This is a genomic window from Geomonas sp. Red276 (assembly GCF_054784495.1).
In genome coordinates this window covers 141,766-157,676 of sequence record NZ_BLXW01000001.1, presented here as the reverse complement: position 1 = coordinate 157,676, position 15,911 = coordinate 141,766, and the positions used below count along the sequence as shown (strand labels likewise).

Sequence of the window (15,911 nt, the reverse complement as noted above, 5' to 3'; positions counted from 1 at the left end):
CGGTCACGAAATCAGCAAAGGGTCTCCCGCTCGCGGGGGACCCTTTTGCATGTAGACCGGCGGCGCGGTATCCTTTGGCCGTGGAGTTTCTATGAAAGAGATCCTTATCGCGTTATTCCTGGTGCGGTTCGCCGCGGTGACCCTGCTGCGGTTTCTGAACGTGCGCCATCTGCAGCAGCACGGAGGCCAGGTGCCGGAAGAGTTCGCCGGCGCCGTCGACGCCGAGACCCTGGCCAAGTCGGCCGATTACACGGTCGCCCAGAGCCGGGTTTCCCTTCTCCATTCGATATACGACGGGGGGCTGCTCCTTGCCTTCCTGTTCACCCCGCTTTTCCCGCGCTTCGACGCCTGGATCAACACCCTGAGCGGCTCCTTCTACCTCCGCAGCCTGCTGTTCATGCTGATCCTTACCCTGGTGGAAACCATCCTCGATCTCCCCTTCTCCTATTACTCGACCTTCGAGCTCGAAAAGCGATACGGGTTCAACACCACCACGATGAAGCTGTGGCTCTCGGATCTCGCCAAGTCGACCCTGATCTCGGTGGTCCTGCTGCTGGTGGTCGGCTGGTCGGCCCTGGCGCTGGTGAAGCATTCCCCGGACCACTGGTGGCTGTGGGTCTGGGCCTTCTTCGCCCTTTTCTCCATCACCTTGATGTATCTCTCCCCCTACCTCATCGAGCCTCTCTTTTCCAAGTTCGAACCGGTCAGCGACAAGGAACTGGAAGAGGAGATCCGGCTGCTGCTCGACAGATGCGGGCTGAAGATAAAGGCCGTCCAGCAGGTCGACGCCTCGCGCCGCAGCCTCCACTCCAACGCCTATTTCACCGGGATCGGGAAGGTCAAGAGGATCGTCCTGTACGACACCCTCTTGAAGCAGATGGACCATGGCGAGGTGCTGGCCATCCTGGCTCATGAGGCGGGGCATTGGAAAAAGGGGCACATCCTGAAGATGCTGGTGGGAACCGAGCTGGTGGCGCTGGCCGTCTGCTACGTGGTCTTCCGGCTGATCGGGTGGGGGGCGGTCCCTGCCATGTTCGGGATCAACGGCGTGTCGTTCGCGGGACAGCTCGTCCTGATCAGTTTCATCCTGTCGCTGGTATCCTTCCTCTTCACCCCGCTTCGTTCCTGGCTCTCCAGGAGAAACGAGTGGCAGGCGGACCGCTTCGCCACCGAGTTGACCGGCGCCCCGCAGGCCTTGGCCCGCGCGCTCGTCAAGCTCTCCCGCGAGAACCTGGCCAACCTCCATCCGCACCCCTTGTACGCAGCCTTCTACTACAGCCATCCCCCGGTCGTGGAACGGATAGCAAACCTCAACGCGGCGGGAGGCAAGGGTGCCCGCTCGGCCGTTTGAGGCGGGAAGGCGGCGAGAGATACCCTCACCCGGCCTTCGGCCACCCTCTCCCCCAAGGGGGGCGAGGGTAAATACAATGGATGGATTGTTGGCGGGGAAGGGGGGCTAGAACTCGAAGAGAAGGCCGCCGAGGCAGCTGGTGCCGCCGATGTTGACCGAGCCACCGGAGGTGGTGTCGGCCATGGCGCGGGTGTATCTCGCCTCGGTGAAGAAGTAGGTATGGGCGATGCCGAAGTCGCGGCAGAGGTTCCTGGCCGGCTCCGGCTCCAGGCGGTCCATAAGAAACTGCAGCCCGCCGCGGGCATGGAAGCCGTCGACCGATCCCTCGGTCCGCCCCTGTCCCTCGATATCGGCCCGGTAAAACATCCTGGTGTAGCCGCCCCCCAGGTACGGGACCAGCCACTGCTGTTCGTCGAACACCCCGCGCACAAGCACGAAGACGTTGACCGGCACCTGCTGCCAAGTCACGTTCCCCCCCGGCAGGGCGTGCTGGGTCATTTGCCCCCTCCCCTTGGCCCGTCCGTACGTCGACTCCACACCGACCTCGATGTTCCTGCTCACCTTGTAGGCCACTGCCCCTCCGTACTCCCCGAAGTAGCTGTTGCCGTAGAAGCGGGACCAGTCGCCCGCGTCCGGGAATTGGACCCCGCCTTTGAATTCGAGGGACCAGTGCGGGCGCTCGGGTGCCTGCTCGGCGAGGGCCAAGGTGGGAAGCAGGAGCAGGAGGGAGACCAGGATCAACTTTTTCACGCCGTCGTCCTCCTGGAGATTCGCTTTCTTTGCGCCTCACGGTGGGCGTGGTCCGCGACGACCACCGCCGTCATGATCATGGCGATCTTCATAAGCGGCGGGACGTAGATCATGAACAGGGCCAGGACGACCAACGGGAAGAGAATGGCCCGCACCGGCCCCTTCAGCCAGGGATGGGTCCGCAGGTAGGCGGCGCCCTTAGGGCCATGCTTGTAGTACCAGGCGACGAAGGCCCGGCCGGTGGCGTTGGTCATCAGGTACCGGTCCCTGAACTGCCGAAGCGCCTGGACCTGCGGAGCGGAGTAGAACCCGTAGGCGGCGGTGGCGATGAAACACCCCTGCCCCTTCACGTCGGGGAAGGCGGAGGTCTGCTCGGGGAAATCGCTGCCGACGGACGACACCGGTCCCGGCACGGGGTCGCCGACGATCTGCCCTATCTCGGTCGAAAGGTCGCTCTCGTTGGCGCTGCCGGGGGCCGAGGCGGCGGTCCGGTCGATGACGGCAGTGACCCGGAAGTACAAGGCCGCCTGGGCTATCGGCTGAACCGCCACGTAATAGGTGGTCCCGTTGGTGAGCCCGGTGATCTGGTAGGAGGTCGCCGTTGTTAGGGGGACCGTCGGCGCCGGCAGAGACGTGGAGTCGAAGCTCGTGGTGCTGTAGTAGATCTGGTAGTCCGTGGCCCCGGGAACCGCAGGCCAGGAGAGATGCAAGACCCGGTCGCCCGGGGTGATGGTCACCACTGGCGGGTTGGCCGGGGCCGAGGGGGTCGGCGGGTACGAGTCGAAGGTGAGGCTTGCGTGGTTGGTGGTGACCACCACGGCCCCGGAAGCCCCTTCGGCTGCCTGGATCCCCTGTCCGGCCGAGTCGCGGTAGTAGAGCCTGTACCCGGTGACCTGGGAGTCGGTGCTGGCGTTCCAGTCGAGGGTGACGGTGCCGGGGGCGGTTTTCGATGATATCGAAGAGGCGAGCCCGGTCACCACCGGCGGTCCGTAGGTGACCTGGTCGGAGAAGAGCCCCCCGTAGGCACCGATGTCCGAGCTCGAGGAGTCGAACGAGTTCGGATACTGGGCCACGTCCCCGGTACCCCGGCAGGGGGAGCCGCTTTGCAGGTGCAGGTCGTCGGGCGGGTTCGCGAAGAGGGGATCGAGCTGCGGGTGATCGGTGTCGGGAAGGTTTTGATCGCTGGTGGTGAAGGTGATCCCGTTGCTCCCGTTGCCGTAGAAGGCATTGTAGGTGGGATGGGTGATGTTCACCTGGGAGTCGATCGCCCTGCTGTTAAGGTCGAAGAGGTCGTTGATGATGGTGAGATCGGAATTGGTGCTGATCGCGATGGAGTTGTTGTAGAAGGTGTTGTTGACCACGGCGGTTGCGCTGGAGCCGGTGTTCTGGATGGCGGTCCCCACCTGCTTGAAGATGCAGTTCTGGATATTGGTCGATTGGCTGCCGTTGAGGGAGATGGCTACCGAGCCGCCGGTGAAGGTGAACTTCCTGATGGAGACGTTTCTCATTCCGCCGCTGACGGTGAACACCGTCCCGCTGCCGTTAATGAACGTATTGGCGGTGCTGGCCCCCACGATGGAGATGCCGTTGAGGCTGGTGTTGTTGAGGGTGACGGAACCGGAGTAAGTCCCGGGCTGGACGGAAATGATGAAACTGAGGGAATTGTCGGCGGCGTAGGCGCTGATGGCGTGCTGGATGGCGTTCTGGATGGTGGGATAATCCCCCGTCGCCCCCACGGTAAGCGTCTGGGTGGTGGCGGCGGCCACACCGGGGGCAACCACTGCCGCTACCAGCGAGCCTGCACAAAAAAGGCGTTTCCACCAGGCGGCGGCCTTCATGAACGAGTCCCTCGATGGGCAGGTGCGGGTTTCGAAACGAGATGCAAGTTGGTCTCCTTTCATTTAGCGGGCGATTATGACAAAGAAAGAAAAAATTTCAAACTCTTTTAACGGCCGCCCCGGCTAAAAAAACGACCACCGCCGATTTCCGCTCTCTCCCTACGCTCCTCCCACTACCATGGCCAACCTCCCGCTCAGCACGCCACCGGAAAGTTGGCGAGGATCGGGCAAAAAAAGGGGCAGCCCGGAATGGGGCTGCCCGCTGACCAGCAGAGTTACTCTTCGCTGTGTTTCTTTCTCTTCTTGGACTTCTTGGACTTCTTGCTCTTCTTGCTCTTCTTCTCTTCGCCGGAACTCGCCTGCTCCCTCTTCCCCTTCTTCCCTTTCTTGACCTTGTGGGATTTGGACTTCTTGGAGGCGTAGTGCTTGCGGTGGCTGCGCGGCTCGGGGGTCAGCTCGTCCTTGATGTTGCTCAAAAGGACGGTCGGCTCCTCGAGCTCGGGGTCCGCCTTGCGGGCGGCCTCCAGCGAGGCCTTGGCCTCGGCGATGCGGCCGTTCTTCATCTGGACCCGTCCCATGGCGTTCAAGGCCTTGGCGTGGTCCGGCTTCAGCTTCACCGCCTCCTGGTACTCGGTGGTGGCGTTGTCGTAATCCTTCTTGAACTCGTAGACGAGCCCGAGCTTGTAGTGGGCGTTGGGGTCGTTGGGGGCGAGTTCGACACCCTCCTTCAGCAGGGCGGCCAGCTGGTCGTAGTTCTTGTTCTTGACGTAGATGGCGGTCAGGGCGGTGCGGGCCTCGTTGTCGTCCTTCTTGAGCCGCAGCACCTCCTGGTACTCCTTGGCGGCCTCTTCGGGGAGGTTGCGCCGCTTCTGGAGGTTGGCCAGCTCGCGATGGGCCTCGAGCGCGTCCTTGTCGAGCTTGATGGCGGCCTCGTACGCGTCGGTGGCGGCCGGGAGATCCTTCGCGTTGACGTAGGCGCGGGCGAGCTTCAGCTGGGTGATCGGGTCGGCCGGCTTGCGCTTGACGAGCTCCTTGTACTGCTCGAGGGCCTGCGGGAAGCTTCCGCGCAGGGTGTAGATGTCGGCCAGCCGCTGGCGGGCCTCCTCGTTGTCCGGGGTGGCGGTCAGCACCTGGCGGTACTCGACCACCGCCTCGTCCAAAAGCGCCTTGCGCTCATAGATGGTGGCGAGGTTGAAATGGAGCTGCGGGTTCTCCGCCTTGTTGCGAAGCGCCTCGCGGTAGTAGCGCATCGCCTCCTCGTCCTGGCCGCTGGCCAAAAGGCAGTCCCCCAGGCGCTGCATGGCCGCCGGGTCGTTGGGCTCCTCGGCAAGCCTCATGCGGTACTCAGAGATCGCCATCACGTAATCTTTATTCTTCTTATACTCGTCGCCCAGCGCCATGTGGTCGACCGCCGGGCGGGTCTCCGGCCTGCTGGGAGCGATCCCGGCCAGCACCCGCTCGTAGTCGGCGTTCTTCTGGTCGCCCTTCCTGGCGTACCCCTCGGCCAAAAGCCGGTGGATCTCCTTGTTGCCGGGATCGGCCAGGGCGGCCTGCTTGAGCTCGTTGACCCCCTTGTCGGTCTCCCCGTTGGCGAGCAGCAGCTGCCCGAGCCCGAGACGTGCCCCGGCGTTCCCCGGCTGGATGGCCAGGGCCTTACGGTACTCCTGCTCGGCCTTCTGGGTCGAATCGCTCGCCTGGTAGGCGGCGGCCAGCTCCGCGTGGAGGGCGGGATCGTCCGGGAAGCCGGCGAGCGCCTCGTTGTAGTGGAAGATGGCCAGCTGGTAGAGCTTCTTCTGGGCCAGGATGCGGGCCATGCCGGCGTTGTAGCGGGGATCCCCCGCCTTGAGCCCGGCGGAGAGCTCCACCGCCGCCTCTTCGCTCGCCCCCTTCTTCAGGTGCAAGAGCCCGAGGTTGCCGCTGGCGGGATAGAAGTCGGGATCGATGGTCAGGGTTTCGCGGTACTCCTGGATGGCGGCGTCGGCGTTGCCGCTGCGCTCCAGCTGGAGCCCCTTCAGGAAGTGACCGGCGGCGCCGTTGGGGCAGAGCTCGATCACCCGCTTTTCGGTGTCGGCCCGCTTGGACTCCGACGCCGTGGGGGAGAGCTCCATGATCATCCTTTTGGCGTCGCGGCAGCTGTTGGAGCCCTGGAACGGCCAGGTGAAACCGGTCGCGAAGAGGGTCACCGCGAGGAGCGATGTGCAGACTGCGTATCTTTTCATGTATGGCCCTTTGATGATGCTGGTGGTGTGGTCGGGGCGGAAACTCGGCCGCGTCGTTGCGATCGGGCCGCCTCCTGGTTTTGGGACGCGCCGCCAGGTTCGGGGAGCGGATCCGGCGTCCGGTGCTGCTGCTCGTGGTGAGGAAAAACAAGGCTCCCGGCGGCCCGCAACGGGGTGGCATCGCCTCTTCGGGCGGTGCGGCCGGATCGCCAAATGGCTGACGGCCAACGGGGTTGCCGGATTATACACATCCCCTAGCGATAATTCAATCGCAATCGCGAAAAGATGAATGAAAACGGTTTCTTTTGATTCTCATTGTGGCGCTTGGGACCGGCCGCTGATGAGGGCGGATTACCTTGACTTTCATGATAAAGATGGTTAAATCAACTGGACCGGCCGCCAAGGGGCATTTTGGCCGGTCTTTTTCGCTGACAAAAAGCCGCAGGGAAGGCGGTACGAGCACCAAGGGGCAAGCATGCCGGTGATACCGAAGGAGCCGTTGGAGTGGCTGGATCTGTTCCGCCAGCAGATGGATGAGATCTTTCGCTACCTTTCCACCCTGGACGGGAAGGAGAACCTGGCCGAGCAGGAGGTCTCCCCGCTGATCGACATGTATCAGACCCCGGACTCCCTGGTCCTGGAGGTCGAGCTCCCCGGCTGCCGCCCCGAGGACATCACCCTGAGCGTCTGCTGTTCCGCGCTGGTGATCGAGGCCGCGGCGCGCGACGAGGCGGGGGGCGGAGTCAACTACATCTGCCTGGAGCGCTCGAACGGCCGCTACTCGAGGACCATCGAGGTTCCCCCCGGCGTTAACCTGGACCGGGTGCGGGCCCGCTACCGGCGCGGCCTTTTAACCGTGGTCTTCCCCTGGTGCAGGGAGAGCAAATCGCACATACGGGAGATCCCCATTGAGCAAGGAGATTAAGATGGAAAACAGGCAGGAAACCGAAGAGCTGAACATACCGGACGTTCTGCCGCTTTTACCTGTGCGGGATGTGGTCGTGTACCCGTACATGATCCTCCCCCTCTTCGTCGGGAGGGAGATCTCGATAAATGCAGTGGATTACGCCCTTTCCAAGGACCGGATGATCTTTCTCGCCACCCAGCGGGACGTGGCCGACGAGGAGCCGTCCCCCGACGGCATCTACCAGGTCGGCACCGTGGCGATGATCATGCGGATGCTGAAGCTTCCCGACGGCCGGGTCAAGATCCTGGTCCAGGGGCTCACCAAGGCGCGGGTCACCGAGTACCTGGCCGAAAAGCCCTTCTACTCGGTCCGCATCGACCGCGTGCTCGAGCCGGCGTCCCAGGAGAACAGCCTGGAGGCCGAGGCGCTCATCCGCACCGTGAAGGAGGAGCTCGGCAAGATCGTGGCGCTCGGCAAGGCGGTCTCCCCCGAGGTGATGGTGATCGTCGAGAACATGCAGGAGCCGGGGAGCCTGGCGGACCTGGTGGCGAGCAACATCGGCCTCAAGGTCGAGGAGGCCCAGGGGCTTTTGGAGGTGATCGATCCCCTCGAAAGGCTGAGGAAGGTCAACGACTACCTCAACAAGGAGAGCGAGCTCCTCAACATGCAGGCCCGCATCCAGTCGGCCGCCAAGGAGGAGATGGGGAAGAGCCAGCGCGAGTACTACCTCCGCGAGCAGCTGCGCGCCATCCAGCAGGAGCTTGGCGAGACCGACGCGCGGAGCGAGGAGATCGCCGAATTAAGGAAGTCGATCGAGAGCGCCAAGATGCCGCAGACGGTGGAGAAGGAGGCCCTGAAGCAGCTGGGGCGCCTGGAGCAGATGCATCCCGATGCCGCCGAGGCCGGCATGCTCCGCACCTACCTCGACTGGCTGGTCGACATCCCCTGGTCCAAATCCACCAAGGACTCCCTCGAGATCAACCGCGCCTCCGAGATTCTCAACGAGGACCACTACTTCCTGGAGAAGGTCAAGGAGCGTATCCTCGAGTTCCTGGCCGTCAGGAAGCTCAAGAAGAAGATGAAGGGCCCCATCCTCTGCTTCCTGGGCCCTCCGGGGGTCGGCAAGACCAGCCTGGGCAAGTCCATCGCCCGCGCCATGGGGAGAAAGTTCGTCCGCATCTCCCTGGGGGGGGTGCGGGACGAGGCCGAGGTCCGCGGCCACCGGCGCACCTACGTGGGGGCGCTTCCCGGCCGCATCATCCAGGGGTTGAAGCAGGCGGGCTCCAACAACCCGGTCTTCATGCTGGACGAGCTCGACAAGCTCGGCTCCGATTTCCGCGGCGATCCCTCCTCGGCGCTTCTCGAGGTGCTCGACCCGGAGCAGAACAACAGCTTCTCCGACCACTACATAAACCTCCCGTTCAACCTCTCGAACGTGATGTTCATCGCCACCGCCAACCAGATCGACACCGTGCCGGGACCCTTACGTGACCGCATGGAGGTGATCACCCTCTCAGGCTACACCGAGGAGGAGAAGCTCGGGATCGCCAAGCGCTACCTGGTGCCGCGCCAGGTGAAGGAGAACGGCATCACCGAGGAGATCGTCAACTTCTCCGAGGAGGCGCTGCGTACCATCATCTCCAAGTACACCCGCGAGGCGGGGCTTCGGAACCTGGAGCGCGAGATCGGTACCGTCTGCCGCAAGGTGGCCCGCAAGGTCGCCGAGAAGGGGGAGAAGCAGTTCCACATCACCGCCGCCACGGTACCCAAGTACCTGGGGCCGCCGAAGTTTCTCCGCGAGGAGGAGATGGAGCGAAACGAGATCGGCGTGGTCACCGGTCTCGCCTGGACCCCGGTGGGTGGGGAGGTCCTCTTCGTGGAGGCGACCGTGATGAAAGGGAAGGGGGGGCTCACCCTGACCGGCCAGCTGGGCGATGTCATGAAGGAGTCGGTGCAGGCCGCCCTTTCCTACATCCGCACCCGTTCGGCCGACCTGAAGCTCCCGGAGGACTTCCTCTCCAGCTACGACATCCACGTGCACGTCCCGGCCGGCGCCATCCCGAAGGACGGCCCCTCGGCGGGGGTCACCATGGCCACAGCCCTGGTGTCGGCCCTCACCAAGACACCGGTCAGAAAAGAGGTCGCCATGACCGGCGAGATCACCCTGCGCGGCAAGGTGCTCCCGATCGGCGGCCTCAAGGAGAAGATCCTGGCGGCGGCCCGCCTCGGCGTCACCACCGTGGTGATCCCGGTCCAGAACTTCAAGGACCTCGAGGACGTCCCCAAGACCATCCTCAAGAAGCTCAAGATCGTCACCGCCTCCACCATCGACGACGTCCTGAACGTCGCCCTGGAGAGCTTCCCTCCCAAGGAGGCCGCGGCCGCCAAGTCCTCCAAGCCTCCCAAGGCCTCGCCGGCCAAGCCGAAAGCGGGACGGAGCCGGATGGTCGTCCCCGCCGGCAAGGGGCCGGTCAGCGCCGGGGGTAAGGCTTGAAACTCGCAGAACTGGGCGAATTCGGCCTGATCGACAGAATCGCCAGCCGTGTTGCCGCTTCGCCCTCGGTCCCGCTCGGGATCGGGGACGACGCGGCGGCCCTGTTACCCACCCCCGATACCCTCACCCTCATCACCTGCGACATGCTGCTGGAAGGGGTCCACTTCGACCTCGCCTTCGGAAACCCGCGGGCGCTCGGCCGCAAGTCGCTGGCCGTCAACCTCTCCGATCTCGCCGCCATGGGGGCCCACCCCCGTCAGTTCCTCTTGGGGATAGCCCTCCCCACCGACGCCGCCATGGACGTCGTGGAAGGATTCATGGCCGGCATCCTGGAAACCGCCGAGCGGTTCGGGGTGACCCTGGCCGGTGGGGATACCTGCGCGTCGAAGGGGGGGATGGCGATCTCCATCACGGCGCTCGGCGAACAGCGCCCGGAGCTGGTGGCCAAGCGCAGCGGGGCCTCGCCCGGTGACCTGGTCTTCGTGACGGGAACGGTGGGGGATGCGGCGGTGGGGTTGCGTCTTCTCCAGGAAGGGGCGCGGGACGGCTATCTCGTTTCCCGCCAGCTCGACCCGCAGCCGCGGGTGGCGGCCGGGGTGGCGCTTGCCGAGGCGGGGGTGCTGACGGCGATGATCGACGTGAGCGACGGCGTCCTGGCCGACCTCGGGCACATCTGCGAAGAGTCGGGGACCGGCGCCATCGTCGAGGCGGCGCGGCTCCCCCTCTCGGACGAGTACCGGGAGATCACCCAGCCCGACCCGTTCGGACTGGCCCTTGCGGGAGGCGAGGATTACGAGCTCCTCTTCTGCGCCCGCGGCGAAAACCGCGCCGAAATCGAGCGCATCTGCCGGGAGCTCGGGTTGCGGGTCTCGGCCATCGGCGAGATCGTCGCCGGGAGCGGGGTCCGCGTCATCGGTCCCGACGGCACCGACTACCATCCTCCCAGGAAGGGGTTCGACCACTTCGCCCCTTCCACTACTCCCCGGAAATCCTGATCGCCACCCGGCGCTCCCTCGGCCCGTCGAACTCGCAGAAGTAAAGCGCCTGCCAGGTCCCCAGCACGAGCTTGCCCCGCTCCACCAAAAGCTTTTCGGAGGTGCCTATCAGGCTCGATTTCACGTGGGCGGCGGAGTTTCCCTCGGCGTGGGTGAAATAGTGGGCGTTAGGGACCAGGCGGTCGAGGCAGTGGGCGATATCCCGCTTCACGGCGGGGTCCGCCCCTTCGTTGATGGTGACCGCCGCCGTGGTGTGGAGGACGAAAACGTCGCACCAGCCGGTGGTCACCCGCGAGTTGGAGATGAGGTCTTCAACCTGCGCGGTGATGTCGATCAGCTCAGTCTTCTCCCTGCTTCTCAGTGTCAGGTACTGGATCATTTCCCCTCCTCCAATGCAATGAAGTCCAACGCAAAAGCCCGGCAAGCACCCAACCATTACCCCGGAACAACGCGACCCGCACTCCCTTCGCGCCGCTCGCCCCTTCAGGCGAGACGGGCTGGGGCTCCCTTACTCCCCTCGCCCCTTTAGGGGAGAGGGGCTGGGGGTGAGGGCAGGGGTGAAATCATCTTCCCTCACCCGGCCTTCGGCCACCCACTCCCCTGAAGGGGCGAGGGTTTATCCGGCCTTTCGCGCCAACGAGCGAGCCGGGCAGGGTGGGCACCCCGTGCCCACGCGGAGTCTGACTGCTTCCGAGGGGAGTGGTGGGCAGGGGGCTGGCCACCCTACTTCCTACTACCGCAGCGCCGTTACCCCCGGGCGGAGATCCGGGATCTCAGCTTCCCGAGGTACTTGTTGAGCGGGTTTGCGCGGGAGAGGAAGGGGAGTACCGGCCGCTTCCGGTGTCCGAGCTGGTTGAGGAGACGGGTGATCTGGGGATGCTTGCCGGCCCGCAGACCGAGTTGCAGCATCCTCACCGCCTCTTTTCTCCTGCGCGCGAGCAGGAATACCATTCCCAGCCGGAGGTAGTGCTCGGGATTCTTCGGCTCTTTCCTCAGGGCCTCCTGGCAAAGGGAGGCGGCGTGATTGACGTTGCCGACGTGCAACATGATGGCCAGGGCAAGCTGGGAGAGGTAGGCGGGGTCGCGTTCCCGATCGACGGCCGCCTGCAGGAAACGATGGGCGTCGGCGTATCTTTTCCCGTCGAGCGCCTCGCTCCCGTACCGGTACAGCTCGCCGGTCGACAGTGCAGATATATCGTCATGAAGATGGGAGGTCATGGTGGCACCTTCTTGTTCACATTACGATCAAGGGGGGGCTCTATTAATGTCTTATAGTGTTTACTATAGCATCGGGAAAGAATAAAGAAAGAATCGTACCCGGTGCGCGATCCTTGCCTCTTCTCCCCCCTCAACCAAAGCAATGAAGTGAAAACCGCGCGTGCTTGAAAAAAAAAACGATCTGTGCTCTAATTCGTCGCTGTGGAAGAGTGCGCGTACATAGGACTCGGCAGCAACCTGGGAGACCGTGAGCTGAACCTCCTGAGAGCGGTTGCCGAGCTGGGAAAACTCCCCTCAACCAAGATCACCGCCCTCTCCCCCTTCTACGAGACCGATCCGGTGGGGGGCGTTGCCCAGCCGAACTTCTACAACGCCGTCGCCCGCCTGGTAACCACCCTCGCACCCCTGGAGCTTTTGGAGGCCCTGAAGAAGATCGAGTCCGCGGTCTTCAGGCGGGTCGACTCCGGGAAGTGGGGGCCGCGCAGCATGGACCTGGACATCCTCCTCTACGGTGGCCGGGTCATCGAGGAAGCAAGGCTCACCATCCCGCACCCCCGCCTCGCCGAACGCCGCTTCGTGCTGCAGCCGCTGGTCGATATCGACTCCTCCCTCCGCCATCCCATCCTGGGCAAGACCATGGCCGACCTGCTCGCCTCGCTCACCTCGCCGGAAAAGGTGGTCAGGGTCTAGGAGCCAGGGTGAGAATGCTCCCCCGGCCGGTCTACGGGATGGCGCCGGAGATAACGGAAAAAGAAAACGCCGCGACGGAAACCCTCGAGGGGCCGCTCTGCGGCATTTATGTGTCAACCACAAAGCACACTGGAGGAAGTAATGAAGTTTTTCATCGACACAGCTGACGTGCGGGAGATCCGCGAGGCACACGAACTCGGGCTGGTAGACGGCGTCACCACCAATCCCTCCCTGATCGCCAAGAGCGGCCGCCGCTTCGAAGAGGTCATCAAGGAGATCACCGAGATCGTCGACGGTCCCATCTCGGCCGAGGTGGTTTCCCTCGAGCACGACGGCATGATCGCCGAGGCCATGGAACTGGCCAAGATTCACCCCAACATCGTCATCAAGCTCCCGATGACCCCCGAGGGGCTCAAGGCCACCAAGACCCTCTCCTCCAGGGGAATCAAGACCAACGTGACCCTGATCTTCACCCCGATGCAGGCGCTTTTGGCCGCCAAGGCCGGCGCCACCTACGTCTCCCCCTTCGTCGGCCGCCTGGACGACATCTCCCAGGACGGGATGGGGATCATCGGCGAGATCAGGACCATCTTCGACAACTACAACTACCACGCCGAGATCATCGTGGCCTCCATCAGGAACCCGATCCACGTGCTGAACTCCGCCCTGATCGGCGCCGACATCTGCACCATCCCCTTCTCGGTCATGCTGCAGCTCTCCAAGCACCCGCTGACCGACGCCGGGATCAAGAAGTTCCTGGAAGACTGGGAGAAGGTCCCCAAGTAGGGTGATGGTAGGACGGTCTCCCGTTCCCCCTTTGACAAGGGGGGAGACCTGCTTCCCCCGATTTCTTCGAAGAACCTTCAACGGGGGGAGAAGTGGGGATGGAGGGGTGGCGACCGAATACTCGGCGCAAGAGCGCCGGTACCGGCAAAAAAGAAGGGCGGGTCGCTTGGACCCGCCCTTATCCTTTATGGGGGTGCGTATACGGGAGGCTACTCGGCGCTCTTCACGCCCTTGATCCCCTTTTTCTTCTGCAGCTTCACGTAGATGGTGACGATCACGGCCGAGACGATGAGCACGATCGCCAGCGCGTGGTGGGAGTACCGCATGATCAGCTCCTGGTTACTCCCGATGAAGTAGCCGATGTAGGTGAGCACGGTCACCCAGATCCCGGCACCGAGCATGGTGTACAGGGAGAAGCGGACGTGGTTCATCCCGGAAAGCCCGGCGGGCAGCGAGATCAGGTGACGCACCACCGGCAAGAGCCTTCCGATGAAGGTGGATATCTCTCCGTGGCGCAGGAAGAAGCCCTCCACCTTGGCGAACTTCTCCTCGGTGATGAGGACGTATTTCCCGTATTTCAGTACCAGGGGCCGGCCGAGGAAGCGGGCGGCGAAGTAGTTGGCGTAGGCCCCGATCAGGCTTCCCATGGTACCGCAGAGAATGGCCAGCGGTGCGCTCATCTGCCCCTGCTGGGCCAGGTAGCCGGCCGGCGGCATCACCAGTTCGCTGGGGATCGGGATCACCGAGCTCTCCATGGCCATCAGCATGAAGATGCCGGGGTACCCCATGGCCCCGATGGTCTTTACCAGCCAGTCGATTGCTTCGTGCATCGGTAACTCCGTTCGTGGATTGATCGACCCGGCATCTTATACGGCTCCGGCCAAAAAAACGACAAAAAATTTTCATCCGTTCCCGCGCGCCCTTAAAAGTGAGGGTGTACGTGCTGAACCCCTCGCCCCCTTGCGGGTGAGGGTGGCCGAAGGCCGGGTGAGGGAAGACTTTAAAGCCTTCAGGAGGATTAATTGAACAAGCAGACCTACGTGATCGGACACAGGAACCCCGATACCGATTCGGTGGCCTCGGCCATCGCGTACGCGGAGCTGAAGCGGGAACTCGGGAAGAAGCGGGTGACCGCCGCCATGGCGGGCCCTTTGAACCCGCAGACCACCTGGCTCCTCAAGCGGCTCGGTCTGGAGGCGCCGCTCTACCTGGCCGACGTCCATCCCAAGGTCCGCGACGTCATCTGCCGCACTCCGGTGTCGGTGCCGGCCGACGCCCCGCTCCTGGCGGCGTTGGAGCTGTTCCATCACAACAACATCCGCATGCTCCCGGTCCTCGACAACGCAGGGGTCCCGGTCGGGGTGATCCCCCTTTTACGGGTGGCCGAGTGTTCGCTTCCCACCGGGGCCGAGTCGCTGCGCAAGCTCACCGCCTCCCTCTCCACGGTCTCCGCCTGCCTCAGCGGAAGCTTCCTCGCCGGTGAGCCGGGAATCGAGGTGGAGAGTCTGAACCTCATCGTGGGGGCCATGCGCGAGGAATCGTTCACGGTGCGCATCTCCCCCTTCGAGCCGGAGTCCCTGGTGGTCGTGACCGGAGACCGGCGCAGCATCCAGCTCGCCGCCATCGAGCGCGGCGTGCGGCTTCTCGTGGTGACCGGGGGGCTGCCGGTGGACCAGGACCTGGTCGAGCTCGCTGCCGAGCGCGGGGTGGCCATCCTCAGCACCCCCTTCGATACCGCGACCACCGTCGCCCGCATCCGGCTCTCCACCCCGGTGAGCGATCTCGCCGATCCCTCCTTCGAGACGATGGGAGTCGGGGAGCCGCTGACCCACCTGAGAGAGAAGCTCATGCACGTGTCGGCGGTGCTGGCCTTGGAAGGTGACGGCACGCTGGCCGGGGTGGCCACCAAGTCCTCCCTCCTCGCCCCTCTTCCCTACGCGCTGATCCTGGTCGACCACAACGAGCTTTCCCAAGCCGTTCCCGGCGCCGAAGAGATCGAGATCGTCGAGGTCATCGACCATCACAAGCTCGGTAACCCCCCGAGTGCCCTCCCGATCACCTTCCTGGCCGCCCCGGTCGGGAGCACCTGCACCATGGTCGCCACCCTCTACCAGGACCAGGGGGTGACCCCGCAGCCGCACGTCGCCTCGCTGCTTTTGGCCGGGATACTCTCCGACACCGTGATCCTCAAGTCCCCCACCACCACCCAGCGTGACCGGGACGCCGCCGCTCAGTTGGCGGCCATCTCCGGGCTGGAGATCGAGTCCTTCGGCGCCGAAATCTTCGCCGCCTCCGGCGCGCTTTCCGGCTACGGGAGCCCCGAGCGGGTCGTCTCCTCCGACTTCAAGCAGTTCTCCCAAGGCGAATTGAAGTTCGGGGTAGGTCAGGTGGAGGTCTTCGGTTTCAGCGAATTCGAGGCAATGAAGAAGGATCTCAAGGCGGCGCTCGCATCACTCCGGCAAAAGGACGACCTGGAGATGGCGGGACTCATGGTGACCGACATCGCCACCGAGAGCACCCTCTTCATGATGGAGGGGGGAGAGCGTTTCATCCGCTACATGGGATACCCGCAGCCCGAGCCGCAGCTCTTCGAGATGAAGGGTGTCATGTCCCGCAAGAAGCAGCTGGTTCCGCACCTTCTGAAGGTGCTGGGAGGAAACTGA

13 protein-coding genes are annotated in these 15,911 nt (G+C 63.9%); 7 read left to right on the top strand and 6 right to left on the bottom strand.

Annotated features, from left to right (window positions below; all coding sequences use genetic code 11):
* The first annotated feature begins 91 nt into the window (after nt 1-91).
* Entirely contained in the window at nt 92-1,351 is a 1,260-nt protein-coding gene (locus ACYVL5_RS00715; RefSeq protein ID WP_460593624.1) for a M48 family metallopeptidase, read from the top strand.
* A 105-nt stretch (nt 1,352-1,456) separates the two neighbouring features.
* Here the strand turns inward: ACYVL5_RS00715 and ACYVL5_RS00710 are convergent, their stop codons facing one another.
* From ACYVL5_RS00710 to ACYVL5_RS00700, 3 genes are all read right to left on the bottom strand, one after another.
* The gene (locus tag ACYVL5_RS00710) at nt 1,457-2,101 is read right to left on the bottom strand and encodes an MXAN_2562 family outer membrane beta-barrel protein (RefSeq protein ID WP_460593623.1); all 645 of its coding nucleotides are present in this window, start codon (nt 2,099-2,101) and stop codon (nt 1,457-1,459) included.
* The gene (locus ACYVL5_RS00705) at nt 2,098-3,939 is read right to left on the bottom strand and encodes a CFI-box-CTERM domain-containing protein (RefSeq protein ID WP_460593622.1); all 1,842 of its coding nucleotides are present in this window, start codon (nt 3,937-3,939) and stop codon (nt 2,098-2,100) included. Before ACYVL5_RS00705 ends, ACYVL5_RS00710 begins: the two co-directional genes overlap by 4 nt.
* Nucleotides 3,940-4,214: 275 nt before the next feature.
* Nucleotides 4,215-6,158 carry a tetratricopeptide repeat protein gene (locus ACYVL5_RS00700; protein ID WP_460593621.1) on the bottom strand — a complete coding sequence of 648 codons (1,944 nt, stop codon included), beginning with the start codon at nt 6,156-6,158 and terminating at the stop codon, nt 4,215-4,217.
* A gap of 475 nt (nt 6,159-6,633) precedes the next feature.
* On the opposite strand from ACYVL5_RS00700, the gene ACYVL5_RS00695 reads away from it, so the two are divergent.
* The 3 genes from ACYVL5_RS00695 to thiL are packed head-to-tail and all read left to right on the top strand — an operon-like array spanning nt 6,634 to nt 10,554.
* The gene (locus ACYVL5_RS00695) at nt 6,634-7,083 is read left to right on the top strand and encodes an Hsp20/alpha crystallin family protein (RefSeq protein WP_460593620.1); all 450 of its coding nucleotides are present in this window, start codon (nt 6,634-6,636) and stop codon (nt 7,081-7,083) included.
* A gap of 1 nt (nt 7,084) precedes the next feature.
* Nucleotides 7,085-9,559, top strand: coding sequence for an endopeptidase La (gene lon / locus ACYVL5_RS00690; RefSeq protein WP_460593619.1), 2,475 nt, complete (start codon nt 7,085-7,087; stop codon nt 9,557-9,559).
* The gene (thiL, locus tag ACYVL5_RS00685; protein WP_460593618.1) at nt 9,556-10,554 is read left to right on the top strand and encodes a thiamine-phosphate kinase; all 999 of its coding nucleotides are present in this window, start codon (nt 9,556-9,558) and stop codon (nt 10,552-10,554) included. The genes lon and thiL overlap by 4 nt, the downstream gene beginning before the upstream one ends.
* Here the strand turns inward: thiL and ACYVL5_RS00680 are convergent.
* Together ACYVL5_RS00680 and ACYVL5_RS00675 are read right to left on the bottom strand one after the other, a co-directional pair.
* A complete protein-coding gene (locus tag ACYVL5_RS00680; protein WP_460593617.1) occupies nt 10,535-10,933 on the bottom strand; it encodes a YjbQ family protein in 399 nt (132 codons plus the stop codon). The two genes, thiL and ACYVL5_RS00680, sit on opposite strands and share 20 nt — an antisense overlap.
* Nucleotides 10,934-11,301: 368 nt before the next feature.
* Nucleotides 11,302-11,772 (bottom strand): tetratricopeptide repeat protein, encoded by a 471-nt coding sequence (locus tag ACYVL5_RS00675; RefSeq protein ID WP_460593616.1) that lies wholly within the window; start codon nt 11,770-11,772, stop codon nt 11,302-11,304.
* A gap of 201 nt (nt 11,773-11,973) precedes the next feature.
* Here ACYVL5_RS00675 and folK point away from each other — a divergent pair, with 201 nt between their 5' ends.
* Nucleotides 11,974-12,462 (top strand): 2-amino-4-hydroxy-6-hydroxymethyldihydropteridine diphosphokinase, encoded by a 489-nt coding sequence (gene folK / locus ACYVL5_RS00670; RefSeq protein WP_460593615.1) that lies wholly within the window; start codon nt 11,974-11,976, stop codon nt 12,460-12,462.
* A gap of 141 nt (nt 12,463-12,603) precedes the next feature.
* Nucleotides 12,604-13,248, top strand: a complete 645-nt coding sequence (fsa, locus tag ACYVL5_RS00665) for a transaldolase family protein (protein ID WP_460593614.1) — start codon at nt 12,604-12,606, stop codon at nt 13,246-13,248.
* Nucleotides 13,249-13,457: 209 nt separating this feature from the next.
* Here fsa and ACYVL5_RS00660 read toward each other — a convergent pair whose 3' ends face one another.
* Complete coding sequence (locus ACYVL5_RS00660; protein ID WP_460593613.1) at nt 13,458-14,078, bottom strand: DedA family protein; 621 nt, start codon at nt 14,076-14,078, stop codon at nt 13,458-13,460.
* A 192-nt stretch (nt 14,079-14,270) separates the two neighbouring features.
* Between ACYVL5_RS00660 and ACYVL5_RS00655 the strand changes: the two genes are divergently transcribed.
* On the top strand, nt 14,271-15,911 hold the full coding sequence (locus ACYVL5_RS00655) for an inorganic pyrophosphatase (RefSeq protein WP_460593612.1): 1,641 nt from the start codon (nt 14,271-14,273) through the stop codon (nt 15,909-15,911).

Coding starts and splice junctions, on each gene's coding strand:
- fsa (WP_460593614.1), top strand. CDS start 12,604: ATGAAGTTTTTCATCGACACAGCTGACGTGCGGGAGATCCGCGAGGCA.
- ACYVL5_RS00700 (WP_460593621.1), bottom strand. CDS start 6,158: ATGAAAAGATACGCAGTCTGCACATCGCTCCTCGCGGTGACCCTCTTC.
- ACYVL5_RS00695 (WP_460593620.1), top strand. CDS start 6,634: ATGCCGGTGATACCGAAGGAGCCGTTGGAGTGGCTGGATCTGTTCCGC.
- ACYVL5_RS00680 (WP_460593617.1), bottom strand. CDS start 10,933: ATGATCCAGTACCTGACACTGAGAAGCAGGGAGAAGACTGAGCTGATC.
- ACYVL5_RS00675 (WP_460593616.1), bottom strand. CDS start 11,772: ATGACCTCCCATCTTCATGACGATATATCTGCACTGTCGACCGGCGAG.
- lon (WP_460593619.1), top strand. CDS start 7,085: ATGGAAAACAGGCAGGAAACCGAAGAGCTGAACATACCGGACGTTCTG.
- ACYVL5_RS00660 (WP_460593613.1), bottom strand. CDS start 14,078: ATGCACGAAGCAATCGACTGGCTGGTAAAGACCATCGGGGCCATGGGG.
- ACYVL5_RS00705 (WP_460593622.1), bottom strand. CDS start 3,939: ATGAAGGCCGCCGCCTGGTGGAAACGCCTTTTTTGTGCAGGCTCGCTG.
- ACYVL5_RS00715 (WP_460593624.1), top strand. CDS start 92: ATGAAAGAGATCCTTATCGCGTTATTCCTGGTGCGGTTCGCCGCGGTG.